This is a genomic window from Sphingobium xenophagum, assembly GCF_002288285.1.
Lineage (GTDB): Bacteria > Pseudomonadota > Alphaproteobacteria > Sphingomonadales > Sphingomonadaceae > Sphingobium > Sphingobium xenophagum.
The window spans coordinates 472,736-499,457 of sequence record NZ_CP022745.1 but is presented as its reverse complement, the minus strand read 5'-3'; the positions used below and the strand labels follow the sequence as shown (position 1 = coordinate 499,457).

The following is a 26,722-nucleotide window of genomic DNA, read 5'->3' as shown; positions in this document are numbered from 1 at the left end:
TTCACGCATTGGAGCCGCCAATGATCCACCTATTGTCCGCGACCGTCGAACGCTGGCCGGTCGCAGGCGCGTTCATCATCAGCCGCGGGGCCAAGACCGATGTGGACGTGGTCGTCTGCACCGTTGGCGATGGCACCTATGTCGGCCGGGGCGAAGGAACGGCAATCTATTATGAGGGCGAAACGGCGGAAGGGTGTGCGGCGGCGATCCGCGCCTATGCCGGGCCGCTCGACCGGCAGGCGTTGCTGACGCATATGCCACGCGGCGCGGCGCGCAATGCGCTCGATTGCGCGCTATGGGATATGGAGGCAAAGCGTGCGGGTGCGCCGGTCTGGCAACTTGCCGGCCTTCGCCAGCCCGCGCCGCTGCCGACCGCCTTCACCATCAGCCTGGGCGATCCGGCAACGATGGAAGCCGCCGCCAGGACGGCGGCCGGGCGCGGTTTTGCCCTGCTCAAATGCAAGCTGACGGGCGAGGGCGACCGGGCGCGCATCGCCGCCGTGCGGGCGGGCGCACCGGACGCGCGACTGATCGTCGATGCCAATGAAAGCTGGCATGATCTCGATATTGCGGCGGAGGCGCAGGCGCTGGCCGACCTGGGCGTCGAAATGGTCGAACAGCCCGTGATCCATGGTCAAGAGGCGGCGCTGGCCGGAGTCCGCGCGCCCTTACCGCTGTGCGCGGATGAAAGCTGCCATACCAGCGCGGACCTTGACCGGCTTGGCGACTTTGACGCGGTGAACATCAAGCTGGACAAGGCCGGTGGTCTGACCGAAGCGCTGGCGCTGCGTCAGGCGGCGCGGGACCGGGGGTTTCGCGTCATGGTCGGCTGTATGCTTGGCACCTCGCTTAGCATCGCGCCCGCTGCGCTGGTGGCGCAGGGGGCGGACTGGATCGACCTTGATGGCGCGCTGCTTCTGGCGCGGGATCGCGACGGGGCGCTGATGCTGGCCGATGGCCTGCTTCAGCCCGGCAGCCTGTGGGGCGCAGGCTGACGCCGCAGTTCAGACACCACGTACCGGCTGCACTTCTGCATAGGGCATGATCATCTGCCCGTCCGGCGCGGCGGTGAAGGTCGTCTGGGTCGGATAGGCAAATTCCAGCCCGGCGTCGTTGAACCGCTGCAATATGGCGAGGCCAACCTTGTGCCGCACCTGATATATCGAATCCCAGTCCGGCAGATACACGTCGAATTCGACTTCGAAATCCAGGCTGGATGCGCCGAAATTGACAAAGCCGGATCGGACGAAATTACCACCATGGGCTTCGATGATCTCCTTGAGAATGTCGGGGATCTGCGCAGCGAGTTGAGGCGGGGTCTGGTAGATGACGCCGATGGCAAATTTGATGCGGCGGTGATCCAGCGTGAAATAGCTGGTGATTTCCTTCTGCAACAGATTGGCGTTGGACATCACTTTCTTTTCGCCCGTGATGGCGCGCATCCGCGTGGATTTCAGGCCGATCTTCTCGACCGTCGCGGTTGTGGTGTCATAGGTGATCGTCTCGCCCCGGCGGAACGGCTTGTCGAAAATGATCGACAGCGCGGCGAACAGGTCGGAAAAAATCCCCTGCGCGGCCAGACCAATGGCGATGCCGCCAATGCCCAGACCCGCGACCAGGCCGGTCACATTGACACCCAGATTGTCCAGCACGACGATGGTGGCGATCGCGAACAGGGCGAATGTCACCAGAACGCGGATCAGGCCCATCGCATTGGCCAGCGTTTCGCCCTGACCATCCTCTGCCAGCGTCTTGCGCTCGATCAGCCCCAATATGATTTCCCGCGCCCAGATCGCGCCCTGCAACACGGCCGCGATGGTGAACAGGAAGGCGATGGTCTTGAACAGCGCGGCGGGCGGATCGGCATAGCCAGCGACCAGCTTGGCCGCGACCATCAGCATGAAGAAATGGGTGGTGCGCGCCACAGCACGGCCCAGCACATTGGTATAGCCAAGCGGGTCGCCAAAGTCGCCGCGCCACCTTTTGCCGAACTGGCGCAGGGCGGTCAGCGCGAGATAGATGAGAATGCCTGCGCCAATGGCGATGGCGATCTGGACATAATGGACCGACAGCCATTCGCTGGTCGATCGCCACATCTCGACAAGATCGGGGGTATGCACTTTTACGGCGGCGGGTTCAGTCGTGTTGGCCATGTCGGTCCTGTTAGCCTTTATCCGGCAAGCGTGTCGAGAAATGCGATGAGTCCGCGCTCTTCGCGAGACAAATAGCGTGTACGGCGCGGCAGGCGAAGCCCGGCGCGCCATTCATCCTGTCCATCCTTGCACAATTCCAGCAGCGCAGGGTGGACATAGCTTTTGCGGCTGATCGCCGGCGTGTTGCCGAGCGCGGCGGCCACTGGCTCCAATAGGGCCTTCATCGACACCGGCCCAGCGGCCAAAGTGGCAAAGGCGATGGTCGATGCCCCCCAGGTGCGGAAATGCTTGGCGGTGAAGGCACCGCCCATGGCCTGCGCAATATAGGCGTTCACATCGCTCGACGTGATCGGGCGGGCATCGCCATCCTCATCCAGATATTGGAAGAGATGCTGGCCGGGCAAATCCTGCACATTCCGCACGAAGCGCACCAGCCGCCTGTCGGTCAGCGTCACCAGATGCTGCTTGCCCGACTTGGCGCGATAGCGCAGCGTCAGCGCCTTGCCGGTCAGGTCGACATGACGGCGGCGCAGCGTCGTCGCGCCGAAACTCTTGTTAGTAGTGGCATAATATTCATTACCCACGCGCAACCGGCCGAGATCCAGTAACCGCACGACCGCGGCGATGGTCCGCTCCTTGCGCAATCCACGCCGCGACAGGTCCGCCTCCATTTGCGCCCGCAATTTCGGCAGGGCGCGACCGAACGCGGCGCAGCCTTCATATTTCTGTGCGTCCCGCCCGGCGCGGAATTCCGGGTGATAGCGATATTGCTTGCGGCCCCGCTCGTCATGCCCCGTCGCCAATATATGGCCATGGGGCATCGGGCAGAACCAGCAGTCGCGATAGGCGGGCGGTAGCGCGATGGCATTCAGCCGATCAATCTCTTCGCGATCGGCAATGCGGCATCCGTCTGGCTGATAATAGCCCCAGCCATTTTTGAGAGCGCGTCGCGAAATGCCGGGGATGCTGTCATCCACATGGATGAGGGGTTGGCTGGCCATATTTTCCTTCTCATGGCCAAAAACCCACCTTTCATCGCTTCGTTCCGCAACGTGTCGGGCCGTGGTCCGTTTGCCTGTTTCCATACAGGTGCAAGGAGAAGCCCCATGCCCGCCATTAATAACAGCCGCATCCTCATCATCGCGACCGACGGGTTCGAGCAGTCCGAATTGTTCGACCCTCGCGACGCCCTGATCGAGGCGGGAGCCAGCGTGACCCTCGCTTCGCCCGATCTAAATCCGATCCAGGGCATGAAGCATGATGAAAAGGGCGACACCATAACCCCCGACATCCGCCTCGATGCCGTCAGGATGGAGGAATATGACGCTCTGCTACTGCCCGGCGGCGTCGCCAATCCCGACACGCTGCGCACCAATGCGACGGCGGTGTCGGCGGTGCGCGCCTTCGTGACCGCGGGAAAGCCGGTCGCGGCCATCTGTCACGGCCCATGGCTGCTGGTGGAGGCCGACGTCGTCAACGGACGGACGGTCACGTCCTGGCCATCGGTACGTACGGACCTGCGCAACGCGGGTGCCGAGGTCGTCGATCATACGGTCGTGGTGGACGGCAATATCATCACCAGCCGCAAGCCCGACGACATTCCCGCCTTTGTTGAAGCCTTGATCAAGGCCGTTGTGGAAACCGAAGCCGTTACGGCCTGACCCGCAAGCCGCCGCCCACCCGCCACGGGATCGGGCGGCGGCGAAGCGTTGAAATGTGCGCCAGCGCCAGCGTCGCGCAGACGATGGCGGCGGGCAAGGCTACCGGCATAGCGGCAGGTAGCAGAACAGCCGTGACAGCCGCCGCGACCAGTCCGGTCAGCGCCAGTCCCAACGCATGTGCCTCCCCATCGGGACCGCGCAACCAGAATAGACACGCGCTGATGCCGGTCATGAAGCCGATCATGTAACGGATCGCCTCCCCCGCAGCGCCAAGGCCGAGCATCACCAGCAGCACAAGCACCGCGCCAGCCGAGCGCCGCGACAGCCCCGCCAATATGTGGGTGCAAACCGGATATATCAGCAATTCGCTCAGCGACGCGGCGACCAGGATCGCCTGCGCCCGCGCGCCATCGCCTGCGATCAGAGCCACCGCCGCCGCCGCTGCCCATGGGATCAGCCGCGCCGGCGCCATGCGGATATGGCTTATCCAGTTGCTCCAGCCGTTGCGCATGGCCCATCGCCGGTCCGCCAGCCTTAGCTGAAAACCGCCGAGGATGAACAGGGCTTCGACCCCCCATGGCATAAGGCTGGGGGCAATCAGTGGCGACGCCAGCAGCAGGCCCAGCAACAACCCATGGACCAGCCCCAATGCGCGCAGCTCGCCGCTCATGCCAGCGCCCCGCGCGGCCGGTTCATCGCCGCGTTCAGGTCCGCTCGCGCCGCGGCCTTGCGCCTCCGGCTCAGATAGGTGTCGAGGCCGATCTGGAGCGCCAGCATCATGAAGATGAAGGGCTGATAAGCGATGCCCACGAACAGCGATCCGACCATGTAGACGATATGCCCTTGTTGCAGCGCCAGAGCGAACGGTGCGATCCAGGCTTCGTCCGGTCCCGCCCGTTTGCGATACAGGCGGCGGATCATTTCGGTGCGGATGAAACAGATGCCGTGGATCAACGCCCAGAGCAGGAATCCGAAATAGCCCTGCTCGCCCAGCATCTCGAAATAGGCGCTGTGATAGGCGCGGCCCTTGTCGGTCACCAATCGCCGCTCGATCCGCTTCGTGTCGCCGTCACCCACTTCGCTCTGGGCGAAATAGGTAAAGCTGTTCTGCAGATAATTGTCGAAGCCGCCGCCGCCCGGATGGGTTTTCACATAGTCGAGCGTCCACATCCACACCGCCACGCGGGTCGATGCGCTCTCGTCGCCCTGATGATTCTCGATCGTCTGCATCCGCTGGGTGAAACTGGCGGGCAGGAAGGGGATGGATATGAGCGCCGCCAGCAGCATCAGCGGCCCATAGACGAAGCGGCGCGGCGAACGCACCAGCATCAATCCCGCCAGGATGACGATGCAGACCAGGCCGGTGCGCGCTTCGGTGCCGATCGGCATCAGCATGCAGGCGAGGCACAGGCAGTAGCAAAAGGCTTTCACCCGCCAGTCGTCCGGCGCGAATATGGTGCCATGCCTGGACAGCCACAGGATCAGCGGGATCAGCGAAATGGCGACGCAGCTGATGATCGATCCTTCATACAGGCCGCTATTATTCTCGACCATCAGGTTCAGCACGCCATAGCCACCGCCCGACAGGGCGGTTTTCATGCCGCCATTGATGATGATCGTGCTGGCGCACAGGATCATGAAAACGGTCATCGCCTCGATTCGCAGGCGCGTGCGCAGGGTGAGCGGCAGGAAGATGCCCGCAATGATCGCCTTCCACACCCAGTTCCATTTGGTCATCGCCTCGACCGGGAAATCGGCGGTCGCGGTGGTATAGCCGCACCAGAGCAGCAGGATCAGCAGCAGCGCCTGCCGCGCGGAAAAGCGGCAATCCTTCTTGTCGTCGACGACCAGCCAGGCGCCCACCATCGCGGCGAAGGCAATGGCGGAGATCGGGATCGAATTGAGCAGGAAATAGGACAGGCGCTGGGGCGAGACGATGTCGATATAGGCGTAGACGGCGACCAGCAGAAACGGGCGCTTCAGCCCCATCAGGAAAAAGACGCCCAGAAAGGCGACGAAGAACAGGTCACGCATCGCGCGCGCGCTCCTCTGCTGGCGGATCGCGATCCAGATCCGCGCGCGGCAACAGCCGCCACGCGGCGAGCAGGATCACGCCATGGCTGATCAGCAGGGACAGGGTGTCGATCATTGGGTCTTGGTGGTTCCACTGGCTACCGCTCCTCCCTAACGCGACACAGTTGACGGGCCGTTAAACCTTTTGCGCCTAAGTCTATGGGCTATGACCCATATTCTTCATGTGCTGGATCACAGCCTGCCGCTGCACAGTGGCTACACCTTCCGCACGCGCGCCATCCTGCGCGCGCAGATGGCCAGGGGTTGGGAGGTGCGCGGCATAACCGGGCATCGCCACAGCGCATCGGGTCCGCTGGAGGAACTGGTCGACGGCCTTCACTTCCACCGCACCCCCGGCAAGCCCGCAACGGGTAATCCGGTGCTGCGCGAGTGGCGCGACATTGCCGCCCATGCCGACGCGATCGAGGCGCTGGTGCAGCAATGGCGGCCAGACATCATCCACGCCCATTCGCCGGTGCTCAACGCCATCGCCGCGCAGCGCGTGGCCAAACGCCACGCCATTCCCCTGGTCTATGAAATCCGGGCCTTCTGGGAAGATGCAGCGGTCGGCAACGGCACCGGGACGGAGGGCAGTCCGCGGTATTGGCTCACCCGCCAGCTCGAAACCCACGCCGTGCGCAATGCCGATGCGGTAGCGGTCATCTGCGAAGGTCTGCGCGCCGATCTGGCCACGCGCGGGATTGATCCGTCCAAGATCATCGTGTCGCCCAATGGCGTCGATATGGACCAGTTCGGTACGCCCGTGCCACGCGACCCCGCGCTCACGGCGCAACTCGGTCTTGAAGGGGCCGATGTCGTCGGCTTCATCGGCAGCTTCTACGATTATGAAGGGCTGGACGATCTGATCGCAGCCATGCCGCGACTCGTCCGCGCCCGGCCCAGGGCCAAGCTGCTGCTGGTTGGCGGCGGCCCGCGCGAACAGGCGCTGCGCGATCAGGCGCTCGCTTCGCCCTTTGCCGACCATATCGTCTTTGTGGGCCGGGTGCCGCACGATCAGGTCGAACATTATTACGCCCAGATCGACATATTGGCCTATCCGCGCAAGGCGATGCGGCTGACGGATCTCGTAACGCCATTGAAGCCGCTCGAAGCCATGGCGCAAGGTCAACTGGTCGCCGCCTCCAGCGTGGGCGGCCATCGTGAACTGATAGAGGATAGCGTCACCGGAACCTTGTTCCCGCCCGACGATCCGGCAGGCATGGCCGCCGCGCTCGCGGGCTTGTTTGCCGATCGCGGCATCTGGGAAGAACGGCGCGCGGTTGCCCGCGCCTTTGTCGAGCGTGAGCGTAACTGGTCGTCAAACATTTTGCGTTACGAACCTGTTTACCAGCGGCTGCTGGCGCGTCCCGCCCGGACGCGCGCGGCCGCCTGAGGCAAGGTTGGACAATCGAAGTGGCCATCAGGGCAGCACGAACAAGAGGGATCGCCATCATGGCGCTGGTCGGCCTGGCCGCAGCGCTGCTGGTGTTGTGGATTCCGGTCGGGCTGATCGAAATGGTCGTGGCGTCGAGCGGCCTGTCGGAAACCTTGCCCGCCGCCGCCCCGCCGCTGGGGCTCAAAGCCCGGCTGCTGCTGGCCGGTTTTACCGCGCTGATGGCCGTGGGCTTTGTGGGAATGATGCGTCGGCAGGACCGGCAGGCTGAACAGGAAGGACGCATGGTGCGCGTCCAGGGAGCAAGAAAAATGGGTTTCGCTTTTTCAAAACTGACCGCGCTGGCGCGGGGACGTATTGCCCCAGTCGATGACGCCACGCCGTCGCTGCGTCGCGCCGATGCCCATCCCGATGCACCCGCCCGCGCGCCCATTTTTGCGAGTCGCGATTTCAACGGCCTCGACATTTTCGGCCGTACCGATGCATTGCGCAGGCCATTGGCGACGCGCTCCGAACCTGAACAGGATGCTGTCGTCCCGTCCGAAGGTCTGGTCATGCCCAGTGCGCCCTTGCCGATGGCCGATGAAGATTTGCCCCAGCCGACCTTTCAGCGCCTGGCCGCCCCTGCCGTCGAGCCGGATGTCGCCAAGGAAGCATCGCAGGACACCGCGCCGGTCATGCCCGCGCGGCTTGATCCCATCCCGACCCAGGGCTTGTCGATCACCGAATTGACCCAGCGGCTGGAGCGCGGCCTTGCCCTGCGCAGCCGCGCGCCGGCGGCGGATGCCGGCACGGTGCGGGTTATCGCCGATATGCCGGTTGCGCCCGCCGTGCCGGTGCGGGACATGGTGGCGCAGGATGCCGACGATGCCCTGCGCGCGGCCCTGGGCGCGTTGCGCAGCATGGCTGGCCAGGGGCGTTAAGCCCCTACCAGTCCTCGATCGTCAGCGCCGACAGTTCCACCCACCATTCATCTGCTTCCTGTCGCGAATCGTCGATCGTGATGTCGGCGACGAAATGGCCCGGTACCTGCCATTCCGCGCTCTCTATCCCCTCGGCAAAGGCGCGGAAGCGCGTCGTCGCTCTGGCGCCGGACAGGCGTAGAGTGACGATGTGGCGGCGTCCTTCGAACAGGGCGCTCGCCCAGGGGCGACTCACCGCACGCTCGATCACCGTCGGCGCGCCCGCCCGCTGGAGCAGCTGCTCCAGCAGCCGGGGTAGGGGATCGCGATGGGATTTTCCTATCGGTTTGTTTTGGACCAGATTCTTGATGCCAAATCCATGATGGACGCTTGTCATTGGCTGATGCTCCTGCGATATGTGTTCATGAAATGTTCTACTCGTCTCCTTACGCGGTCGCCCGGCTCGCGCCCCTGGCGCAGGTCGAAAACCAGCCGTGGATCGCGCGTGCTGGCGCGACCAAAGGTGGTTGGCGGCATGTCATGTTGGCGAAGGAATCGTTCGATCGCGTGCAACAGCATCGGCTTCTTTCTCCTCTTTCGGTCCGACTCACCCGCTGCAAGTCGATAGGCATATTCCTATCTCTAAGCCATTTTCCTACTTGTCTAGGAAAATTCCTATCATTATGGATTGGATATGGATGAATCGCAGAACGCCCGGATTGCGCTGGATCGGCTGATTGCCGAACGGGGGGAAAATTATGCCGATCTGTCCCGGCTGATCGGTCGCAACCCCGCCTATATCCAGCAGTTCATCAAACGTGGCACACCGCGTAAACTGGATGAGGCGGACCGGCATGTGCTGGCCCGCTATTTCGGTGTCGCTGAACAGATGTTGGGTGGCAGCGCCGCGCCGGTGACGGTCCCCGCCCGCACGCGCGGCATGCCTGCCGTCGTGGCAGTGCCGCGCCTGGCGCTGGGCGCGTCGGCAGGCGTCGGCACGCTGGACGAAGATGAGCGCACAGCCGGTGTGATGGCGTTCGACGCGCATTGGCTGCGTCATCTGGGGGTGCGGCCGCAGCGCGTTTCGATCATCCGGGTCGATGGCGAATCGATGGCGCCCACGCTTAGCGATGGCGATGACATCATGGTCGATCATGACGATGACGCCACCCGGTTGCGCGATGGCGTGTACGTCTTGCGGCTCGACGGCGTGCTGATGGTCAAACGGATCGCGATGGGGCCGTTGCGTGGCCGCTTCAGCGTCGTCAGCGACAATCTCCATTATCCCGACTGGACTGACATTGATCCGGCGCTGGTGGATATTGTCGGTCGCGTCGTCTGGACTGGCAGGCGTCTGGTCTAGCGCGGGCAGCCTACCTATCTTGGCGCCAAAGGAGTCCCGATTTGAACGACAATGGCGCGGTGATCCGCAAGGGCGTCGAATGGCGCGGTGCAAAGCTGGCGCTGGCGACGGTGGTATCGACCTGGGGGTCCGCGCCGCGCCCGCGCGGCAGCCATATGATCGTGCATCAGGATGGCCGCTTTGAAGGCAGCATTTCCGGCGGCTGCGTCGAAAGCGATGTGCTGCACCGCGCTGCCGAGGTGATTGCCGGGCGCGCCGCCCATGTCGCCACCTATGGCGTGGCCGATGGCGATGCCTGGGACGTCGGTTTGCCCTGCGGCGGCGAGATCGCGGTCCTGATCCAACCGGTGGGCGCAGACGGTTTTGCGCCCGACCTGTTCGACCGGATCGAGGCCGCCAGCGCGCGGGGCCGGGCGCTGACTTTGGCGACCGACCTTGCGACCGGGGTCACCCGCGAACAGGCAGGCGAGGGCGATTTCCTCAACCGCTATGACCCGCCCCGCCGCCTGCTGATCGTCGGCGCGGTCCAGATCGCCCAGTCGCTGGTGCCGCTGGCGCAGGCGATCGGCGTGACGCCGGTGGTGATCGACCCGCGCGGGCGGTTCCTGACGGCCGAGCGTTTCCCCGGCGTCGAACTGGACGATCGCTGGCCCGACGAAGCCATCACCGCCCGCTTCCCCGGCGAATCGACTGCCGTTGTGACGCTCAGCCACGACATCAAGATTGACGATCCGGCGCTGGAAGCGGCGCTCCGCGCATCAACTGGCTATGTCGCGGCGCTCGGATCGCGCAAGAGCCACGCCGCGCGGCTGGAACGGTTGGCGGCGCAGGGTTTTGATGCAGGCGATCTGGCGCGCATTGACGGTCCGGCGGGGCTGGACATCGGTGCCATCGGCGCGGCGGAAATCGCGCTGTCGATTACCGCTGGCATGGTCGCGGGCTTTAACGCGCGCCGCTAAAACAGAATGCCCCCTGCCGCAAGGGATGGGGCAGGGGGCATATCCCTCAAGCTGTCGGGCACAAAGGACGTCGCGCCCTAGCAAGCTGACCGTACAGATCAATCATAATATATAATCAAACGGTAACTTTATGTCCCATATTGAAATTTTACAATAGTATTATTACTCGCCCTAGCAGCATTTTCCGCCATTTTTGCCGCCATATCGCGCTTCCTGCCGATCGCGAAAAAACTGCGTCCGGTCCATCGCCGGCTGGTCGGGATGGTGGGTCAGCATGTGGCGCAGATAGGCGTCATAGTCGGGCATGCCGACCATCAGCCGCGCGGTCTGTCGCAACAGGCTCAAAAACCCGCTCATTCCGCAGGCACCAGTTGTGCCGGGATTTCGCGCGCCGTCGGCGCCGCGATTCGCCGCGCGGCGATGCAGGTGCGGATGGTGAAGAACAGCAGCGCCAGCACCACCGCCAGGAACAGCGCGACCAGCGCCGCATCGACCCGGTCATTGAAGATGATTCGCTGCATTTCCGGCATCGATTTGGCCGGGGCCAGCACTTCGCCCGCCTGCACCGCTGCGCTGAACTTGGCGGCATGGGCCAGAAAGCCGACCTTGGCGTCAGCGGAAAATAGCTTCAGCCACCCCGCCGACAGGGTGCAGACCAGCAGCCAGGCGGTCGGGATCATCGTGACCCAGGCGAACCGGTCGCGCTTCATGCGGAACAGCACCACCGTCCCCAGCATCAGCGCGATGGCGGCCAGCATCTGATTGGAAATGCCGAACACCGGCCAGAGCGTATTCACCCCGCCCAGCGGATCGGTGACCCCCTGATACAGGAAGAAGCCCCAGGCAGCGACCGTCAGCGCGGTGGCGACGATGCCGGGGACCATGCTCTTGCTTTCCTTGAAGCTCGGTGCCGCCAGCGCGATCAGATCCTGCAACATGAAGCGCCCGGCGCGGGTGCCTGCGTCCACGGCGGTCAGGATGAACAGCGCCTCGAACAATATCGCGAAATGATACCAAAAGGCCTTCATCGCCGGACCGCCGACGACATGGCTGAATATCTCCGCCATGGCGACGGCCAGCGTCGGCGCGCCGCCCGCGCGGCTGATGATGCTATGTTCGCCGACATCCTTGGCCGTCTGGGTGATCAGGTCGGGCGAGATCGGAAAGCCCATCGCTGTCACGGCGGCGGACGCGCTGGCGGCGTCGGTGCCGATCAGCGCGGCCGGGCTGTTCATCGTGAAATAGATGCCGGGGTCCAGGATCGACGCGCCCACCAGCGCCATGATTGCCACAAAGGCTTCCATCAGCATCGCGCCATAGCCGATCATCGGCGCATGCCCTTCGCTGGCGATCAGCTTGGGCGTCGTGCCGCTGGAAATCAGCGCATGGAAACCCGACACCGCGCCGCAAGCGATGGTGATGAACAGGAAGGGGAAAAGGCCGCCTGACCAGACCGGCCCGCCGCCCTCCACAAACTGCGTCAGCGCCGGCATCTTCAGCGGCGGCGCCATGATGACGATGCCGACCGCCAGCGCCGCGATCGCCCCGATCTTGAGGAAGGTGGACAGATAGTCGCGTGGCGCCAGCAACAGCCATACGGGCAATATGGAGGCTACCGCACCATAGCCGATCAATATCCAGCAGAGCGTCAGCGGCGTGAAGGTGAAGATCGGCCCCCAGAAGGGCGACGCTGCCACCGACTGGCCATAGACGATCGCGGCCAGCAGCCCGACCAGCCCCAGCAGCGACACTTCACCGATCCGCCCCGGCCTGATCCAGCGTGTATAGGCGCCCATCATCATGGCCAGCGGCACGGTCGCCGCGACCGTGAACATGCCCCAGGGACTTTCCGCCAGCGCCTTGACCACGATCAGCGCCAGCACCGCCAGGATGATGACCATGATCATGAACGCGCCGAACAGCGCGATCGTCCCGGCCCATTGCCCCATTTCCATGCGGATCAACTCGCCCAGCGATTTGCCGTCGCGGCGCATCGACACGAACAGGATCATGAAATCCTGCACAGCCCCTGCCAGCACGACGCCGACGATGATCCATAATGTGCCGGGCAGATAGCCCATCTGCGCCGCGAGCACCGGCCCGACCAGCGGTCCCGCGCCCGCAATCGCTGCGAAATGATGACCGAACAGGACCGTGCGGTCGGTCGCGACATAGTCCAGCCCGTCGGCGCGGCGCAGCGCCGGGGTAGGGCGCGAAGGATCGAGCCGCATCACCTTGCTGGCGATGAACAGCGCATAATAGCGATAGGCGACCAGAAAGCAGCTGACCGCCGCGACGACGATCCACAGCGCATTGACGGCTTCGCCCCGCGACACCGCGACGACGCTCAGCGCTACCGCGCCGATCACGGCCATCGCTATCCAGGGAAGATGCCGGTTCATCATGCTCTCTCACGCTCGTCTGCAGGAAAAGACGACAGTAGGGCGCTGGACCGGAAAGACAATCTTTCGCTAATGCCGCCGGGCAAAGGGCCAGTCGATGATATGGGCCGCCCACAGCGCCCACCAGATGATGACCGGCTGCAACGCCAGGCGCGGGGCATGATAGGCCCAGCCCAGATGCACGCCGCCAATGGCTATATCATGGACGGCATGGTTGATATTGGCAGGCCAGACGCACAGCGCATAGAGCGCCAGGCCGATCCCCGCCGCCTTGCGCAACGCCGGCACCATCAATCCGGCGGCTCCCGCCAGTTCAGCCAGTCCCGTCAGGAAAATCACCGTGGCGGGGAAGGGCACCCAACTCGGCGTGATCGCGATGAAGCCGCCGGGCGACCGCAAATGCGCGATCCCCGCGACCAGATAGGCCAGCGCCAGCACCCATCGCGCGATCCGCCGGGGGCGGCTTTCACTCACCGCTTGCGGACAAATTCGGCGCGCAGCACCAGGCCCTTGATCCCGTCAAACTTGCAGTCGATTTCCTGCGCATCGCCCGTCAGCCGGATCGACTTGATCAGCGTGCCGCGCTTCAGCGTCTGGCCAGCGCCCTTGACCGTCAGATCCTTGATCAACGTCACCTGATCGCCGTCGGCCAGCAGATTGCCGACCGAATCGCGCACTTCGACACTGTTCGGCTCACTGTCGGCCTGCTTCACATCGGCGGCGCTGATCCATTCGCCGGTCGCTTCGTCATAGACATATTCATCGTCGGCCATGGTCATGCGCTCCTGTTCGTTGCGCCGTCCATAGGCGCTCGCGCCATCAAGCGCCAGCGATCAGCCGATCGTCACGGCTTCCAGCACCGCCGCGCGCAGTTCGGGAATGCCCATGCCCTTCTCGCTGGACGTGGCGATGATGTCGGGATGGGCGGCGGGACGCTTGCGGATCGCTTGCGCGGTCTGCTCGGTCACGGCGGCCAGTTCGCTCGCCTTGATCTTGTCCGCCTTGGTCAGGATGATGCGATAGCTCACCGCCGCGCCGTCCAGCATGTCCAGCATGTCGGTATCGACTTCCTTGATGCCATGGCGGCTGTCGATCAGCACGAGCGCGCGCTTGAGCGCGGCCCGCCCGCGCAGATAGTCGTTCACCAGGAACTTCCATTTGCGCACCACATCCTTGGGTGCCTTCGCATAGCCATAGCCGGGCATGTCGACCAGGCGGAAGCGCAGCGGATCGCCCACGTCAAAGAAGTTCAGTTCCTGCGTCCGCCCCGGCGTATTGGATGTCCGCGCCAGATTGTTGCGGTTAGTGAGGGCGTTGAGCAGCGATGATTTGCCGACATTGGACCGGCCGGCAAAGGCGACCTCATTGACCGCCATGTCGGGCAGAAATTCCAGCGTCGGCGCGGACTTCAGGAAGGTGATCGGCCCGGAAAAGACCTTGCGCGCTTCCTCGATCAGGTCAGGGGATTCCATGTCGTTCACCTTTCAAATCCTCCCCCACAGGGGGAGGGGGACCGCGCCCGAAGGGCGTGGTGGAGGGGTGTCACCCTCGCGATAGGGGACACCCCTCCGTCCGGCCTGCGGCCAGCCACCTCCCCTTGCAGGGGAGGATGATACTTACTTCGCGACTGCCGTGCTCAGCACGGGGTGGCGGCGGTACAGCCACCATTGCTGGGCCATCGACAGGCAGTTGTTGGTGATCCAGTACACCAGCAGGCCAGCCGCGAACGGGGCCATGATGAACATCATCATCCACGGCATGATCGAAAAGATCTGCTGCTGCATCGGGTCCATCTGCGCGGGGTTCAGCTTGAACTGGAAATACATGCTGATGCCCAGCAGCAGCGCCAGCACGCCGATCCCCAGGAAGGATGGCGGGGTGAAGGGCAGCAGGCCGAACAGGTTCAGGATATGTAGCGGATCGGGCGCGGACAAATCCTTGATCCACAGCACGAACGGCTGATGCCGCATTTCGATCGTCAGCATCAACACCTTGTAGAGCGCGAAGAAGATCGGAATCTGGATGAAGATGGGCAGGCACCCGGCCAGCGGGTTGACCTTCTCCGTCTTGTACAGCGCCATCATCTCCTGCTGGAGACGCGGCTTGTCGTCCTTATACTTCTCCTGCAGCGCCTTCATCTTGGGCTGCACCGCGCGCATTGCCGCCATGCTGGCGAACTGGCGCTGGGCGACCGGGAACATCAGGCCGCGGACCACGAAGGTCAGGCAGATGATCGCCACGCCGAAATTGCCCAGCGTCTCGAACAGCCAGTGCAGCAGGGCAAAAATCGGCTGCTCGAACCAATAGAACCAGCCCCAGTCGATCGCGCGGTCGAACAGCTTGACGCCACCACGCTCATAGGCCTGGAGCGTCTTGACCTCCTTGGCCCCGACGAACAGGCGCAGCGTCTGCGTGACCGACTTGCCGGGCGCCAGCATGGTCGAATCAAGCGCGACGTCGGCCTGATATTGGGTGCCAGCACCCTTGCGGAACTGGGCTGCGACATCGGCATCCTTGCCAGGCACCAGCGCCGACAGCCAATATTTGTCGGTAAAGCCGATCCAGCCGCCCTTGGACTGGAAATCGCGGGTGGACGGACCTTCGTCGAGATCCTTGTAATTCACGTCATAATTGGCCGCGTCGTTGAACACGCCCATCGGGCCGATATGGATGGTCCAGGTATCGGGGTCCTTGGGAATGCTCCTGCGGCTGATATAGCCATAGGGCTTTACGCCGACCGTACCGGCGCCGCTGTTCGACACTTTCTGCGCGGCGGTGATCATGTAATTTTCATCGACGCTCAGGCGAATCTCGAACGTCTGGCCAACGCCATTATTCCAGGTCAGGGTAACGGGGCTGGTCGGGGTCAGTTCGCTGCCCTGCGCGGTCCAGACCGTATCCTTGTTCGGCGTTTTCAGCCCTTCGCCCTGCCATCCGAAGCCGGCGAAATAGGCGTCCTGCGTACCGGCGGGCGAATAGAGGCGGACGTCGGGCGAATCCTTGGCGATGGTTTCCTTGTAGGTCGGCAGCACGATGTCATCGATGCGCGCACCTTTCAGGTTGATCGACCCGTCCAGCTTGGGCGTGCGGATGGGAATGCGCGGGCTTTCCTTCAGCACCACGGCGCGATCGCGAATCGCCGCCACGCTGTCTGCGGCCGGGTCCGCTGCCGGGTTGGCGACAGGCGTCGTCTTGCCACCTTCGATCTTCGTTGCGGGTGGATTGGCCGCTGGAAAGAAATAGGTGGACACATAAGGCCAGCCGAACAGGATCGCAGCGGTCAGCAGCACCGCCAGAATGATATTCTTCTTGTCGTCCACGTTGTTCGGCTCCGCCGTCTTATATCTGTGTCAGGGGACCGGGTCGTAGCCCGAACCGCCCCATGGGTGGCATCGCATTAGCCGCTTCCCTGCCAGCCAGCTACCCTTGATCGCGCCATATTTGCGCACGGCCTGGATCGCATATTCCGAACAGGATGGGGCATAGCGGCAGGAAGGGGGCAGGATGCGCGAAGGGCCGATCTGCCAGAAGCGCGCGATCAGGATGAGCAGGCGGGCCATCATGCGCCGACCTTGCCTTTGCCCCGGCCATGACCTGCCCCCACGCCATGGCGCGACGGCGCATCACCGGCCTGCGGCGCGCGCGCAATCTTGCGCAGCGCCTTTTCCAGCTCGGTGCGCAGCAAGGCGAAATCACGTTCCTTGCCGCCATCGCGGCCAATCAGCACATGGTCGGCACCGGCATAGCCATGCAGCGGCAGCAATTCCCGTGCGAGAACGCGAAAGCGGCGCTTCATCCGGTTACGGATGACGGCGCCGCCAATCTTTTTCGTGACCGTGATGCCGAATCGCATCGCCGGATCGCCATCGTCGCGGTCGCGCACCAGCAGGACGAATCCCGGCATGGGTGCGCGCTTGCCGCGATTGGCCGCCAGGAAATCGGCCCGCTTGCCCATGATGGCAGGCGCAGCCGAAGGCGGCCCTTCGATCAGGCGCTCAGGCTCTTGCGGCCGCGCGCACGACGGGCGCGGATGATGTTGCGGCCGCCGGGGGTCGCCATGCGGGCGCGATAACCGTGACGGCGCTTCCGAACTAGATTGCTCGGCTGAAAAGTGCGCTTCATCGTTCATTCCTCAAAAAACAACTAGAGAATCGGGCGTGACAAAAAAGGGCCGCCAAAGCAGCGGCCGCATGGTCAGGGGGCGTCCGATAGGCAAATGGGGGTGGGAAGTCAATGGGGCGAAGCCCGATCTTGCCGAACCGAAATCCTCCCCTGCAAGGGGAGGGGGACCGCTGGCGTAGCCAGTGGTGGAGGGGTATCACCCTCTCGATAGCGCGACACCCATCCGTCTGGCCTACGGCCATCCACCTCCCCTTAAAGGGGAGGATGGCCCATTACTTCCCCCGCGCCGCCGCCACGCCGCTCTTCAGCGCGTCAAAGCCGACCGCGCCATTCAACACCTGGTCGCCGATGACGAAGGTCGGCGTGCCGCTCGCCTGCAATTTCTGCGCGAGCGCGATGTTGGACTGGATTTCGGCGTCATATTTGTTCGACGCCATCGCTGCTTCCGCGTCCGCTTTGCTGATGCCGGCCTTCGCCGCCGCCGCGACGATCGTGTCGCGCGTCACTTTGCCAGCGCCATAGAGCGCCTTGTGATAGGCCATATATTGGCCGCGCTCGGCCGCCAGAAGCGATACTTTGGCCGCGTCGCTGCTTTCTTCCGACAGGATCGGCAGTTCGCGATAGACGATCTTCACCTTGGCGTCCGACCCCACCAGCTTGGCAAGATCCGGCAGCGATGCGCGGCAATAGCCGCAGGCATAGTCGAAAAATTCGACCACGGTGACATCGGCATTGGCCGCGCCTTCCCACGCCCCGGCATAGGGTTTTTCCAGCGCCATGCGATTGTCCGCGATCGTGCTGGACATGCGTTTCGCCTGCAATCTCTCGATTGCCTGCGGGATGATTTCGGGATGCTCCAATATATAGTCATGAACGATCTTTTCGATCGCGCTCTTGTCCGTGGTGGTCACGGCGGCGGGGGCCTGCACGGCCAGAGCGATCCCGGCGGCTGCCGCGATAAAGGCGAAAGCGCCAAGGGTCATCTGGATCATCCTGTTGGAAAGGGCCGCGCGGAATGTCGGCCGGTTGTGCTGCGTCATTTTATCGTTTCTTCCGCTGCTGCTCGATCGCGGCGCGCGATACCATCGCGATATCCTGCGCCCGCAGATAGTCAACTGTGCCCGGCTTCAACCCCTGCATCGCCGCGTCCGCACTGCGCAGCGCCATCGGATGCTGGCCCATCATCGCGTATCGCTCCGCCGTCGCCAGCGCCGCGCGTGGCGTATCGCCCCGCCGTTCATAGACGACGCCCAACTGATACCAGGCGAAGGGATTTTCCCGGTCGCGCGCCACTGCCAGGCGCAAAACCTGCTCGGCCTCGGCAAAATTCGCCTCATCCTCGGTCGCGATCAGCGCATGGGCCAGCAGCACGGAAATCAGCGGCTGGTTGGTCAGCCGCACCGCTTCGCGCAGCGGTGCAATCGCGTCCTTGGGGCGGCCGCTTTCCAGCAATATCTGGCCTTTGAGCTCCAGAAAATAGGGATCGTCCGGCATCGCCGCCAGCAGTGCGTCGGCTTCATGGAGCGCGCGTTGCGGATAGGCGCTTTTGTGCCAGGCATAGGCCCTGGCATAATGCGCCGGGATCGACTGGTCGCTTTCGGGATATTTGATCAGGGTCTGGGCGGGTTCCGACACGAAGCCGACCAGCTTGGCCTTGATCCGCTCGAACCGCGCCTCCAGCGCCTTGTCGACCGGCTTGTCCCACGCCGGATCGACCGTATAGACCTCGCGCAGCACATTGATGCGTTCCCCTGACAGAGGATGGGTGCGGCCATAGCTGTTATCCTGCGGTATCGCGAGGCGATATTCCTGATTTTGCAGCTTCTTGAAAAATTCCAGGCTTCCCCGGCCACTGATGCCCGCCGTGCTCAGATAGCGCGCGCCCGCCAGATCGGCGGAGCTTTCCTGACCGCGCGAAAAAGCCAGGAATTTGGACATCGCCGCCTGCTGGCCGAGGCCCATAATCCCCATGCCCGCTTCCGCGCCGCCCGCCGCGATGGCGGCGGCCCCAGCACCAGGCTGAGCAAAGTCACGCCGGTCGCTTCGCGAATCCCTTCGCCAAAGCGGACGATATGGCCGCCCTCTATATGGCCCAGTTCATGCGCTACCACGCCCTGCAACTGGTTCACATTGTCGGCCTGCGCGATCAGCCCGCTATGCACCCACACATATTGGCCGCCAGCGACGAAGGCGTTGATTTCGGGATCGTTGATGACCAGCACCTGGACATTGCGCGGGGCCATGCCCGCCGCCTTGACGAGCGGCGCGGACATGTCGGCCATGAACGCCTCGGTCTCGGCATCGCGCAAGATGCTCTGCGCCAGCGCCGGGCGCGCCATCAGCATGAACACGCCCAGCAGAAGGGCAAGCCATCGGATCAATCGGACCATCACGCGCCGCCCATGCCATGCAGGCCATGAACCGCCGGTGAAGCGGCGCGCCAAACGAAAAACGCCGCTGCCGACCGGGCATGACCGGATAAGCAGCGGCGCTTGTTCATGGGCGAGCGATCCGGCTTTTATTGGCCGAACGTACGCTGCCACCAGCCGCGACGCGGCGTGCCATCGTCATTGACGCCTTCGGATTCGCTCTCCGCCGCGACAGGCTCGGCGGCAGGCGCTTCCTCGGCCGGAGCCGGTGCCTCGACGGCAGGCGCGGCTGCTTCGGCTTCCGCTGCGACATCGGCCTTCTTGCGACGGGTGCGCTTGGGCTTGGCAGGGGCTTCTTCGGCAACCGGCGCCTGGGCCGCGGCCGCTTCCGCCGCAGCGGCATCAGCCTCGATCTGCGCCTTGGTGCGACGACCACGGCGGGGCTTGGCTGGCGCCTTCTCGGCGACGACCTCTACCGGGGCTTCGGCTGCAACCTCGGCGGGCGCTTCCTCGGCGACGGCTTCGGTTGCGGGCGCGCTGTCGGCCTTGGGCTTGCGGGCGCGGGGACGACGACGGGTCTTGGGCGCTTCCTCGGCGGGCGCTTCCTCGACCGCAGCCTCTTGGGCCACGGCGTCTTCGGCGACAGGCGCGTCCTCGGTCACCGCCTCGGCAGTTTCCGCGTTCGCATCGGTTGCAGCTTCACCGCCTTCACGACGACGGCGACCGCCACGGCGACCACGGCGGCCACGACGACGGGCAGCGCCTTCTTCCTCGGCTTCGACGGGAGTGACGGCGGCTTCCGCCTCGCCATCGCTATCCTCGTCCGCTTCATCGGCGCCCGCCTCCTGTGCCTCACCGGCATCGTCCGCAGCTTCGCCCTCGACGCGATTTTCATCGCGCTGGCCGCCACGGCGGCGACGGCGGCGACGGCGACGGCGGTTGCCATCGCGATCCTCGCCCCGGTCACCCCGCTCGGAACGGTCGCGCTCAGAGGCGGCCTCTTCCTCTTCCTCGGCTTGCGGCTCTTCTTCTTCCTCTTCTTCCTCGATCAGGTCGAGTTCGTCGTCATCCTGATCCATCGGTGCATAGGTCACGACGCGTTCGGGGCGCGGGCCGCTCGGCTCGACCGACATGCGTGCGCCCTCCACCTCGCCATCGGGCAGGACGATGATGCTGACGCCGTAGCGCTGCTCGATCTCGTCCAGTTCGCGACGTTTGTTGTTGAGGACGTAGAAGGCGGCTTCCTGGCTGGCGCGCAGCGTGATGATGCTGCCGCGACCCCGCGCCGCTTCCTCTTCCAGCATGCGCAGCGCAGACAGGCCCGCCGACGATGCGGTGCGGACCAGGCCGGTGCCTTCGCAATGCGGGCACTGGCGGGTCGATGCTTCCAGCACGCCGGTGCGCAGGCGCTGGCGGCTCATTTCCATCAGGCCAAAGCCCGAAATCCGGCCGACCTGAATGCGCGCGCGATCGTCCTTCAGCGCTTCCTTCATCGCCTTCTCGACCTTGCGGATGTTGGAGTTCATCTCCATGTCGATGAAGTCGATGACGACCAGACCAGCCATGTCCCGCAGGCGCAACTGACGCGCAATCTCGCGCGCCGCTTCCAGATTGGTCGCAACGGCGGTCTGCTCGATGCCATGCTCGCGGGTCGACCGGCCGGAGTTGATGTCGATCGACACCAGAGCCTCCGTCGGGTTGATCACCAGATAGCCGCCCGATTTCAGCTGCACGACCGGGTTGTACATGGCGGCCAGCTGATCCTCGACACCGGCGCGCTGGAACAGCGATACCGGGTCGGCATAGCCCTTCACCTTGCGCGCATGGCTGGGCATCAGCAGGCGCATGAAGTCCTTGGCGGCCTTGTAACCATGCTCGCCCTCGACAATGACTTCCTCAATATCCTTGTTGTAGATATCGCGGATCGCCCGCTTGATCAGGTCGCTGTCATTGTGGATCAGCGCCGGGGCGGCCGACTTCATCGTATTTTCGCGAATTTCGTCCCACAGGCGGGCGAGATAGTCGAAGTCGCGCTTGATCTCGACCTTGGTGCGCTGAAGGCCGGCAGTCCGCACGATGCAGCCCATCGACGAAGGCAGCGCCATGTCGGCGATGATCGACTTCAACCGCTTGCGGTCCGCCGCATTGCTGATCTTGCGCGAAATGCCGCCGCCGTGCGACGTGTTGGGCATCAGCACGCAGTAACGACCGGCCAGCGACAAATAGCTGGTCAGCGCCGCGCCCTTGTTGCCGCGCTCTTCCTTGACGACCTGGACCAGCAGCACCTGGCGGCGCTTGATGACGTCCTGAATCTTGTAGCGGCGGCGCAGCGCCATCCGCTTGCGGCGCAGTTCGTCGGCGGCATCGTCGCCACCCCGGCTACGGCCACGCCCGCGACCATTGCCGCGCCCGCCTTCGCCTTCGGCCTGTTCGCCGCTCTCCTGCTCGTCATGCGCATCGTCATCATCATGATGATGGGTCGCCTCGACGGTTTCGACGCTGCCGCCTTCGCCGTCCTCGTCATCCTCATCGTCCAGATCGGCGCGCAGCGCAGCCTCTTCCTCGGCATGGGCGCGTTCTTCGCGCAACAGCGCTTCGCGGTCCTCACGCGGGATCTGATAATAGTCGGGATGAATTTCGCTGAAAGCGAGGAAGCCGTGACGGTTGCCGCCATAATCGACGAAGGCGGCCTGCAACGAAGGCTCGACCCGCGTTACCTTGGCCAGATAGATATTGCCCTTGAGCTGCTTGTGCTCAGCGGACTCGAAGTCGAATTCCTCGATCCGGTTACCCTTGACGACCGCGACACGGGTTTCTTCCCGGTGGCGCGCATCGATCAGCATACGCATTGTCATGTAATAGTCTCCGGCGTGGACGGGCTGCGGCACTTGGCCGCGCCGCCACGCGATAGTGAAGGGACGGCCGCGTGCGCGCCGAAAGGGGCGCAGGTTGCGACATCGTCCAGGTTTGAAGGAAATATTGCGCGTCTGCTGCGTCGGCAGGGCCGGACAATTCGCCGGGCCGGACCATCCACGCCGCATCGCCCGTTACCGGGGCAAGCGTGGAATGGAATTCATGCCTCATGCAGCGTCAACCTGTTACTGGCATCCTGTGGCGCGCAGGGTGCGCGCCGATGCCGCTCTTGTTTCCCCGCATCGCCACCGTGAAACAGGCTAGTCTTGCGGGAATATGAATGGGTAGCAGTCAAAGACCCACGGGGCAACGGCTGCCTGAAATATTATGTCTTGTTCGCGTCTGTTCAAAAATGGGCGGAGCAAAGCCCGTTCCAAACCAGCACCCGTATCGCCGCTCGTGCTGAAAATCCCGTTAACCGTCTCATTTTACGGAGCCACAACAGGCTTTGCTTAATCCGGGGTTTAGCGTGGGGACGCTGAACGGATAAGCGCATGACATTTGGCTGGACGGCCCGCATCCATGCGATGCACAAGCGGCGCATGTTACAAAGCCTTGCCCTTGCAAGCACTCTGACGATGGCGGCGCCCGGCAGCGCCGGCGGCATTTATGCCGTCGATGTACGCGACGATCGCGTCATTGTTCGTTTCGACGATCGGGTCGATGGCGCGTCAGCCTTCCTGCTTGATACGCCGCGCCGTATCGCGCTCGACATCAGCGGCGCGCAGATCAGTCGCGGCCAGTTCGCGCCCGGCAATGGCACGATCGCCGCAGTGCGTCAGGGCCAGTTGAGCGAAAGCACCGCCCGCGTCGTTCTCGATCTCGCCAGCCCGGCGACGCTGGGCGATGCGCAGATCGCGCCCGACGGCAAATCGCTCAGCTTCTCGCTCAAGGGCGCGACCGACAGCGTCTTTCGCACGGCGGTGGGCAGGGGCCGCACCAATTTCGACGCGCCCGCCAATATGAGCGCCCGACCGCGAAAGCGACTCCATTCGATCACCGTGCCGATCCCGTCCATGGCGCGCGGCGTCGCGCTGCCGCCGATCGAGGGCGCGCGTGACGGCACCCGTCCCCTGATCGTGATCGATGCGGGCCATGGCGGCCATGATCCGGGCGCGATCAACAAGGATAATGGCAAGCGCGAAAAGGATGTGACGCTGGCCATCGCCCAGGCGATCCGCGACCAGTTGGTCAAGTCGGGCCGTGTGCGCGTGGCGCTGACCCGCGACGATGACAAATATCTCGTGCTTCAGGAACGCTATGGCATCGCCCGCAAGCTGGGCGCAGACCTGTTCATTTCGATCCATGCCGACGCAGCGGAAAATGCCGACGCGCATGGGGCGACCGTCTATACATTGTCCGAAACCGCTTCCGATCGCGAAGCGGCGCGTCTGGCGGCGCGGGAGAATAAGGCGGACATCATCAATGGCGTGAACCTTGGCGGCCAGTCGGGCGACGTCTCCTCGATCCTCATCGACCTGACCCAGCGCGAATCGATGAACATCTCGGCCAATTTCGCGCGTCTGCTCCAGCGCGAAGCATCGCCCTATGTGGCCTTCCGCAGCGCCTATCACCGCTTTGCTTCCTTAATGGTGCTAAAAGCGCCCGATACGCCATCGGTCCTGTTTGAAACCGGCTATATCAGCAATGCCGAGGATGCGGCCTTTCTCGCCTCGCGCGAGGGGCAGCAGAAAATCGCCCGCGGCGTCGCCCGCGCGATCGAGGTTCACTTCGCCCGCAAGCTTGCGATGCACGGCGGCGCGGCCGGGGGCTGATCGCGCCAAAACGCGTCGCTGGCGGGGAAGGGGGGCAGGTTCGACGATCTGCGCTGGCCTTGGCGGCAATTTGACCTTAGAGCCTGATCCGTCATGGAAGAGGCCCGTTCCAATCCGCCCGCATCGTCCTTTGCCTATCGCCTGCGTCGCGACGCAGGGGGCGTGCTGGATCGTCTGCGCCCGCTCTGGCAGCGCCGCCTGTTTCGCTGGAGCGCGATCCTGCTGGGCGGCTTCCTGCTCTTTTGCGCGCTGTTCTGGCTGATCTTCGCGCGCGGCTTGCCCGACGCGGCGACGCTGCTGGAATATGAGCCGCCGCTGCCTACCATCGTGCGCGACATTAATGGCCAGCCGGTTCACAGCTATGCCCGCGAACGGCGCGTCCAGCTGCAATTCAGCGACTATCCCCCGCAACTGATCCACGCCTATCTGGCGGCGGAGGATAAGACATTCTTTGACCATCATGGCGTCGACTTCCCCGGTTTCGCTGGGGCCGTGCTTGATTATGCCAGCAAATTGGGGTCTGGCCAGCGCGCCCGCGGCGGATCGACCATTACGCAGCAGGTGGCCAAGAATCTGCTGATCGGCGACGAATATTCGCCCACGCGCAAGGTGAAGGAGATGATCCTGGCGTGGCGCATGGAAAATGTGCTGACCAAGCAGCAAATCCTCGAACTCTATCTCAACCAGATATTTCTGGGTCGAAACGCCTATGGCGTACAGGCTGCCGCGCGCGCCTATTTCGACAAGGACGTCGCCGACCTCAAGCTCCACGAAATGGCCTATTTGTCGATCCTGCCCAAGGGGCCGGCCAATTACCGCCCCGAAAGCCCGACCGGTCATGCCCGCGCGATCGAACGGCGCAACTGGGCGCTGGGCGAAATGGTGAAGAATAATTGGATCACCCCTGCACAGCGCGACGCGGCGGTGGCCCAGCCGCTCGGCACCGTTGCCGCGCACGGCTCCGGCTTCGACGCGCGGGCAGGCGGCTATTATATGGAAGAAGTGCGCCGCCGCCTGATCAGCCTGTTCGGCGAAAAGGCGAGCGATGGTCCCAACAGCGTCTATGCCGGTGGCCTGTGGGTGCGCAGCCCCTATGATCCGGTGGTGCAGGAAAGCACCAAGAATGCGCTGCGCGGCGGGCTGTTGCGTTTCGACGCCGGGCGCGGCTGGTCCGGCCCGGTCGGTCATATCAAGATAGACAATGGCTGGGAGCGGGAACTGGCCGCCAGCTATATCGACGTCGATTATGCAGATTGGCGCGTCGCCGTCATCGTCAGCCGCACATCGACCGACGCGCAGCTTGGCTTTGCCGACGGCAGCACGGGCACTCTCCCCGCCAGCGCCGCGCAGAGCCCCTATCGCAAAACAGGTGGTCCGGCCTTCTCTGCAATGAAGCCTGGCGACCTGATCGTCGTTGCGCGCAATGGATCGAACTGGGCGCTGCGTTCCATCCCCGAAGTGTCGGGCGGCATGATGGTGGAGGAGGTTCATTCGGGCCGTATCCGCGCGATGCAGGGCGGCTTTGATTCGCGCCTGTCCTCCTACAACCGCGCCACCCAGGCGCTGCGCCAGCCCGGTTCGACCATCAAGCCCTTCGTCTATGCCGCCGCGCTCGACAGCGGCATGACCCCGGCCTCGATCATCGTCGATGGGCCGCTGTGCGTCTATCAGGGCGCGGGCCTTGGCCAGAAATGCTTTCGCAACTTCTCCGGCGGCAGCGCTGGACCGCAGACGATGCGCTGGGGCGTCGAACAGTCGCGCAACCTGATGACCGTGCGGGCCGCCAGCCAGACGGGCATGGAGCGGGTCGTCCGCACCATCAAGGGCATGGGGATTGGCGACTACCAGCCCTATCTGTCCTTCGCGCTGGGCGCGGGTGAAACCACGGTCGAACGCATGGTCAATGCTTATGCGGCGCTCGCCAATCAGGGGCGGCAATTCCCCTCGCGCGTGATGGATTATGTGCAGGACCGACGTGGCAAGGTCATCTGGCCCGAACGCTGGCGCGCCTGCGATGGCTGCAACATGGCCAATTGGGACGGCAAGCCGATGCCGCGCTTCGGTTTTGAGGGCAAGCAGGTGATGAACCCGATGACCGCCTATCAGGTCGTCCACATCGCCGAAGGCGTGGTCCAGCGCGGTACCGCCACCGTACTGGCCGACCTTAAGCGTCCGCTCTTCGGCAAGACCGGCACCACCAACGGCCCGACCAATGTCTGGTTCGTCGGCGGATCGCCCGATCTCGTCGCTGGCGTGTATATCGGCTATGATCAGCCGCGCAGCCTTGGCGGCTGGGCGCAGGGCGGCCGCATCGCCGCGCCGATCTGGAAGGCGGCGATGGCTCCGATCCTGGAAACCATGCCAAAGACGCCCTTCATCGCCCCTGCGGGCATCCGCATGGTCGCGATCGACCGGCGGTCGGGCAAGCGCGTGTACGGCGCCTGGCCGACCAGCGAACCCAAGGCGGCGGTCATCTGGGAAGCCTTCAAACCCGAATCCGAACCCCGCCGCACGATCCGCAAGGAAGAGGCCGAAGAGCAAGCCAAGGTCGCCGCCACCCGCGCCGCCAGCCGCACCAGAGCGCGCACCGACAGCGAATTCCTGTCCGATCAGGGCGGGATTTATTGAGGAAAGATT

Annotated in this window: 26 protein-coding genes and 1 pseudogene; 8 read left to right on the top strand and 19 right to left on the bottom strand. The window is 64.0% G+C overall.

The window, feature by feature from the left end; all coding sequences use genetic code 11:
• Window positions 1-20 precede the first annotated feature (20 nt).
• A complete protein-coding gene (gene dgcA / locus CJD35_RS02465) occupies window positions 21-995 on the top strand; it encodes an N-acetyl-D-Glu racemase DgcA (protein ID WP_017181477.1) in 975 nt (324 codons plus the stop codon).
• A gap of 9 nt (window positions 996-1,004) precedes the next feature.
• On the opposite strand, the gene CJD35_RS02460 is transcribed toward dgcA, so the two are convergent.
• Window positions 1,005-2,153 (bottom strand): mechanosensitive ion channel family protein, encoded by a 1,149-nt coding sequence (locus CJD35_RS02460; RefSeq protein WP_017181476.1) that lies wholly within the window; start codon window positions 2,151-2,153, stop codon window positions 1,005-1,007.
• A gap of 17 nt (window positions 2,154-2,170) precedes the next feature.
• Window positions 2,171-3,154: a DNA topoisomerase IB gene (locus CJD35_RS02455; protein ID WP_026002104.1), complete on the bottom strand. Its 984-nt coding sequence runs from the start codon at window positions 3,152-3,154 to the stop codon at window positions 2,171-2,173.
• A 105-nt stretch (window positions 3,155-3,259) separates the two neighbouring features.
• On the opposite strand from CJD35_RS02455, the gene CJD35_RS02450 reads away from it, so the two are divergent.
• Window positions 3,260-3,814: a type 1 glutamine amidotransferase domain-containing protein gene (locus CJD35_RS02450; protein ID WP_017181474.1), complete on the top strand. Its 555-nt coding sequence runs from the start codon at window positions 3,260-3,262 to the stop codon at window positions 3,812-3,814.
• Here the strand turns inward: CJD35_RS02450 and CJD35_RS02445 are convergent.
• The 3 genes from CJD35_RS02445 to CJD35_RS23365 are packed head-to-tail and all read right to left on the bottom strand — an operon-like array spanning window position 3,804 to window position 5,963.
• On the bottom strand, window positions 3,804-4,484 hold the full coding sequence (locus CJD35_RS02445; protein WP_017181473.1) for a hypothetical protein: 681 nt from the start codon (window positions 4,482-4,484) through the stop codon (window positions 3,804-3,806). The two genes, CJD35_RS02450 and CJD35_RS02445, sit on opposite strands and share 11 nt — an antisense overlap.
• Window positions 4,481-5,848, bottom strand: a complete 1,368-nt coding sequence (locus tag CJD35_RS02440; RefSeq protein WP_086485760.1) for a putative O-glycosylation ligase, exosortase A system-associated — start codon at window positions 5,846-5,848, stop codon at window positions 4,481-4,483. The genes CJD35_RS02445 and CJD35_RS02440 overlap by 4 nt, the downstream gene beginning before the upstream one ends.
• A complete protein-coding gene (locus tag CJD35_RS23365; protein ID WP_017181471.1) occupies window positions 5,841-5,963 on the bottom strand; it encodes a hypothetical protein in 123 nt (40 codons plus the stop codon). Before CJD35_RS23365 ends, CJD35_RS02440 begins: the two co-directional genes overlap by 8 nt.
• Window positions 5,964-6,053: 90 nt before the next feature.
• On the opposite strand from CJD35_RS23365, the gene CJD35_RS02435 reads away from it, so the two are divergent.
• Both CJD35_RS02435 and CJD35_RS02430 read left to right on the top strand, forming a co-directional pair.
• Window positions 6,054-7,280, top strand: coding sequence for a TIGR04063 family PEP-CTERM/XrtA system glycosyltransferase (locus CJD35_RS02435; RefSeq protein ID WP_017181470.1), 1,227 nt, complete (start codon window positions 6,054-6,056; stop codon window positions 7,278-7,280).
• Between the two features lie 59 nt (window positions 7,281-7,339).
• Window positions 7,340-8,203 carry a hypothetical protein gene (locus CJD35_RS02430; protein WP_017181469.1) on the top strand — a complete coding sequence of 288 codons (864 nt, stop codon included), beginning with the start codon at window positions 7,340-7,342 and terminating at the stop codon, window positions 8,201-8,203.
• A 4-nt stretch (window positions 8,204-8,207) separates the two neighbouring features.
• On the opposite strand, the gene CJD35_RS02425 is transcribed toward CJD35_RS02430, so the two are convergent.
• Together CJD35_RS02425 and CJD35_RS02420 are read right to left on the bottom strand one after the other, a co-directional pair.
• Window positions 8,208-8,579: a hypothetical protein gene (locus CJD35_RS02425; protein WP_017181468.1), complete on the bottom strand. Its 372-nt coding sequence runs from the start codon at window positions 8,577-8,579 to the stop codon at window positions 8,208-8,210.
• A complete protein-coding gene (locus CJD35_RS02420; RefSeq protein WP_026002103.1) occupies window positions 8,576-8,761 on the bottom strand; it encodes a hypothetical protein in 186 nt (61 codons plus the stop codon). Before CJD35_RS02420 ends, CJD35_RS02425 begins: the two co-directional genes overlap by 4 nt.
• 115 nt (window positions 8,762-8,876) lie before the next feature.
• Between CJD35_RS02420 and CJD35_RS02415 the strand changes: the two genes are divergently transcribed.
• Together CJD35_RS02415 and CJD35_RS02410 are read left to right on the top strand one after the other, a co-directional pair.
• Complete coding sequence (locus tag CJD35_RS02415; protein WP_017181467.1) at window positions 8,877-9,545, top strand: S24 family peptidase; 669 nt, start codon at window positions 8,877-8,879, stop codon at window positions 9,543-9,545.
• 41 nt (window positions 9,546-9,586) lie between these two features.
• A complete protein-coding gene (locus CJD35_RS02410) occupies window positions 9,587-10,504 on the top strand; it encodes an XdhC family protein (protein WP_017181466.1) in 918 nt (305 codons plus the stop codon).
• A gap of 171 nt (window positions 10,505-10,675) precedes the next feature.
• On the opposite strand, the gene CJD35_RS02405 is transcribed toward CJD35_RS02410, so the two are convergent.
• The 12 genes and pseudogenes from CJD35_RS02405 to CJD35_RS02350 form a co-directional block, all read right to left on the bottom strand.
• The gene (locus tag CJD35_RS02405; protein WP_017181465.1) at window positions 10,676-10,861 is read right to left on the bottom strand and encodes a YbdD/YjiX family protein; all 186 of its coding nucleotides are present in this window, start codon (window positions 10,859-10,861) and stop codon (window positions 10,676-10,678) included.
• Window positions 10,858-12,906 carry a carbon starvation CstA family protein gene (locus tag CJD35_RS02400; protein WP_026002102.1) on the bottom strand — a complete coding sequence of 683 codons (2,049 nt, stop codon included), beginning with the start codon at window positions 12,904-12,906 and terminating at the stop codon, window positions 10,858-10,860. Before CJD35_RS02400 ends, CJD35_RS02405 begins: the two co-directional genes overlap by 4 nt.
• Window positions 12,907-12,975: 69 nt before the next feature.
• Complete coding sequence (locus tag CJD35_RS02395; RefSeq protein ID WP_017181463.1) at window positions 12,976-13,380, bottom strand: DoxX family protein; 405 nt, start codon at window positions 13,378-13,380, stop codon at window positions 12,976-12,978.
• On the bottom strand, window positions 13,377-13,679 hold the full coding sequence (locus tag CJD35_RS02390; protein WP_026002101.1) for an alkylphosphonate utilization protein: 303 nt from the start codon (window positions 13,677-13,679) through the stop codon (window positions 13,377-13,379). Before CJD35_RS02390 ends, CJD35_RS02395 begins: the two co-directional genes overlap by 4 nt.
• Window positions 13,680-13,739: 60 nt before the next feature.
• Window positions 13,740-14,378, bottom strand: a complete 639-nt coding sequence (yihA, locus tag CJD35_RS02385) for a ribosome biogenesis GTP-binding protein YihA/YsxC (RefSeq protein WP_017181461.1) — start codon at window positions 14,376-14,378, stop codon at window positions 13,740-13,742.
• Window positions 14,379-14,522: 144 nt separating this feature from the next.
• Window positions 14,523-16,226, bottom strand: coding sequence for a membrane protein insertase YidC (gene yidC / locus CJD35_RS02380; RefSeq protein ID WP_017181460.1), 1,704 nt, complete (start codon window positions 16,224-16,226; stop codon window positions 14,523-14,525).
• 30 nt (window positions 16,227-16,256) lie between these two features.
• Entirely contained in the window at window positions 16,257-16,469 is a 213-nt protein-coding gene (gene yidD / locus CJD35_RS02375; RefSeq protein WP_017181459.1) for a membrane protein insertion efficiency factor YidD, read from the bottom strand.
• Window positions 16,466-16,861 (bottom strand): ribonuclease P protein component, encoded by a 396-nt coding sequence (rnpA, locus tag CJD35_RS02370; RefSeq protein WP_017181458.1) that lies wholly within the window; start codon window positions 16,859-16,861, stop codon window positions 16,466-16,468. The genes yidD and rnpA overlap by 4 nt, the downstream gene beginning before the upstream one ends.
• 32 nt (window positions 16,862-16,893) lie before the next feature.
• Window positions 16,894-17,028, bottom strand: a complete 135-nt coding sequence (rpmH, locus tag CJD35_RS02365) for a 50S ribosomal protein L34 (protein WP_006959075.1) — start codon at window positions 17,026-17,028, stop codon at window positions 16,894-16,896.
• 272 nt (window positions 17,029-17,300) lie between these two features.
• A complete protein-coding gene (locus CJD35_RS02360; protein WP_017181457.1) occupies window positions 17,301-18,068 on the bottom strand; it encodes a DsbA family protein in 768 nt (255 codons plus the stop codon).
• Window position 18,069: 1 nt separating this feature from the next.
• Window positions 18,070-19,418: pseudogene (locus CJD35_RS02355) on the bottom strand (M48 family metalloprotease).
• Window positions 19,419-19,546: 128 nt separating this feature from the next.
• The gene (locus CJD35_RS02350) at window positions 19,547-22,252 is read right to left on the bottom strand and encodes an Rne/Rng family ribonuclease (protein WP_037513987.1); all 2,706 of its coding nucleotides are present in this window, start codon (window positions 22,250-22,252) and stop codon (window positions 19,547-19,549) included.
• A gap of 552 nt (window positions 22,253-22,804) precedes the next feature.
• On the opposite strand from CJD35_RS02350, the gene CJD35_RS02345 reads away from it, so the two are divergent.
• The gene (locus tag CJD35_RS02345) at window positions 22,805-24,085 is read left to right on the top strand and encodes an N-acetylmuramoyl-L-alanine amidase (RefSeq protein WP_017181453.1); all 1,281 of its coding nucleotides are present in this window, start codon (window positions 22,805-22,807) and stop codon (window positions 24,083-24,085) included.
• Window positions 24,086-24,178: 93 nt separating this feature from the next.
• A complete protein-coding gene (locus CJD35_RS02340) occupies window positions 24,179-26,713 on the top strand; it encodes a penicillin-binding protein 1A (RefSeq protein ID WP_017181452.1) in 2,535 nt (844 codons plus the stop codon).
• Window positions 26,714-26,722 lie beyond the last annotated feature (9 nt).

Excerpts from the sequence above, each read along its gene's own strand:
- dgcA (WP_017181477.1), top strand. The coding sequence starts at position 21 with ATGATCCACCTATTGTCCGCGACCGTCGAACGCTGGCCGGTCGCAGGC.
- CJD35_RS02460 (WP_017181476.1), bottom strand. The coding sequence starts at position 2,153 with ATGGCCAACACGACTGAACCCGCCGCCGTAAAAGTGCATACCCCCGAT.
- CJD35_RS02455 (WP_026002104.1), bottom strand. The coding sequence starts at position 3,154 with ATGGCCAGCCAACCCCTCATCCATGTGGATGACAGCATCCCCGGCATT.
- CJD35_RS02450 (WP_017181474.1), top strand. The coding sequence starts at position 3,260 with ATGCCCGCCATTAATAACAGCCGCATCCTCATCATCGCGACCGACGGG.
- CJD35_RS02445 (WP_017181473.1), bottom strand. The coding sequence starts at position 4,484 with ATGAGCGGCGAGCTGCGCGCATTGGGGCTGGTCCATGGGTTGTTGCTG.
- CJD35_RS02440 (WP_086485760.1), bottom strand. The coding sequence starts at position 5,848 with ATGCGTGACCTGTTCTTCGTCGCCTTTCTGGGCGTCTTTTTCCTGATG.
- CJD35_RS23365 (WP_017181471.1), bottom strand. The coding sequence starts at position 5,963 with ATGATCGACACCCTGTCCCTGCTGATCAGCCATGGCGTGATCCTGCTC.
- CJD35_RS02435 (WP_017181470.1), top strand. The coding sequence starts at position 6,054 with ATGACCCATATTCTTCATGTGCTGGATCACAGCCTGCCGCTGCACAGT.
- CJD35_RS02430 (WP_017181469.1), top strand. The coding sequence starts at position 7,340 with ATGGCGCTGGTCGGCCTGGCCGCAGCGCTGCTGGTGTTGTGGATTCCG.
- CJD35_RS02425 (WP_017181468.1), bottom strand. The coding sequence starts at position 8,579 with ATGACAAGCGTCCATCATGGATTTGGCATCAAGAATCTGGTCCAAAAC.
- CJD35_RS02420 (WP_026002103.1), bottom strand. The coding sequence starts at position 8,761 with ATGCTGTTGCACGCGATCGAACGATTCCTTCGCCAACATGACATGCCG.
- CJD35_RS02415 (WP_017181467.1), top strand. The coding sequence starts at position 8,877 with ATGGATGAATCGCAGAACGCCCGGATTGCGCTGGATCGGCTGATTGCC.
- CJD35_RS02405 (WP_017181465.1), bottom strand. The coding sequence starts at position 10,861 with ATGAGCGGGTTTTTGAGCCTGTTGCGACAGACCGCGCGGCTGATGGTC.
- CJD35_RS02400 (WP_026002102.1), bottom strand. The coding sequence starts at position 12,906 with ATGAACCGGCATCTTCCCTGGATAGCGATGGCCGTGATCGGCGCGGTA.
- CJD35_RS02390 (WP_026002101.1), bottom strand. The coding sequence starts at position 13,679 with ATGGCCGACGATGAATATGTCTATGACGAAGCGACCGGCGAATGGATC.
- yihA (WP_017181461.1), bottom strand. The coding sequence starts at position 14,378 with ATGGAATCCCCTGACCTGATCGAGGAAGCGCGCAAGGTCTTTTCCGGG.
- yidD (WP_017181459.1), bottom strand. The coding sequence starts at position 16,469 with ATGATGGCCCGCCTGCTCATCCTGATCGCGCGCTTCTGGCAGATCGGC.
- rnpA (WP_017181458.1), bottom strand. The coding sequence starts at position 16,861 with ATGGGCAAGCGGGCCGATTTCCTGGCGGCCAATCGCGGCAAGCGCGCA.
- rpmH (WP_006959075.1), bottom strand. The coding sequence starts at position 17,028 with ATGAAGCGCACTTTTCAGCCGAGCAATCTAGTTCGGAAGCGCCGTCAC.
- CJD35_RS02360 (WP_017181457.1), bottom strand. The coding sequence starts at position 18,068 with ATGACGCAGCACAACCGGCCGACATTCCGCGCGGCCCTTTCCAACAGG.
- CJD35_RS02350 (WP_037513987.1), bottom strand. The coding sequence starts at position 22,252 with ATGACAATGCGTATGCTGATCGATGCGCGCCACCGGGAAGAAACCCGT.
- CJD35_RS02345 (WP_017181453.1), top strand. The coding sequence starts at position 22,805 with ATGACATTTGGCTGGACGGCCCGCATCCATGCGATGCACAAGCGGCGC.
- CJD35_RS02340 (WP_017181452.1), top strand. The coding sequence starts at position 24,179 with ATGGAAGAGGCCCGTTCCAATCCGCCCGCATCGTCCTTTGCCTATCGC.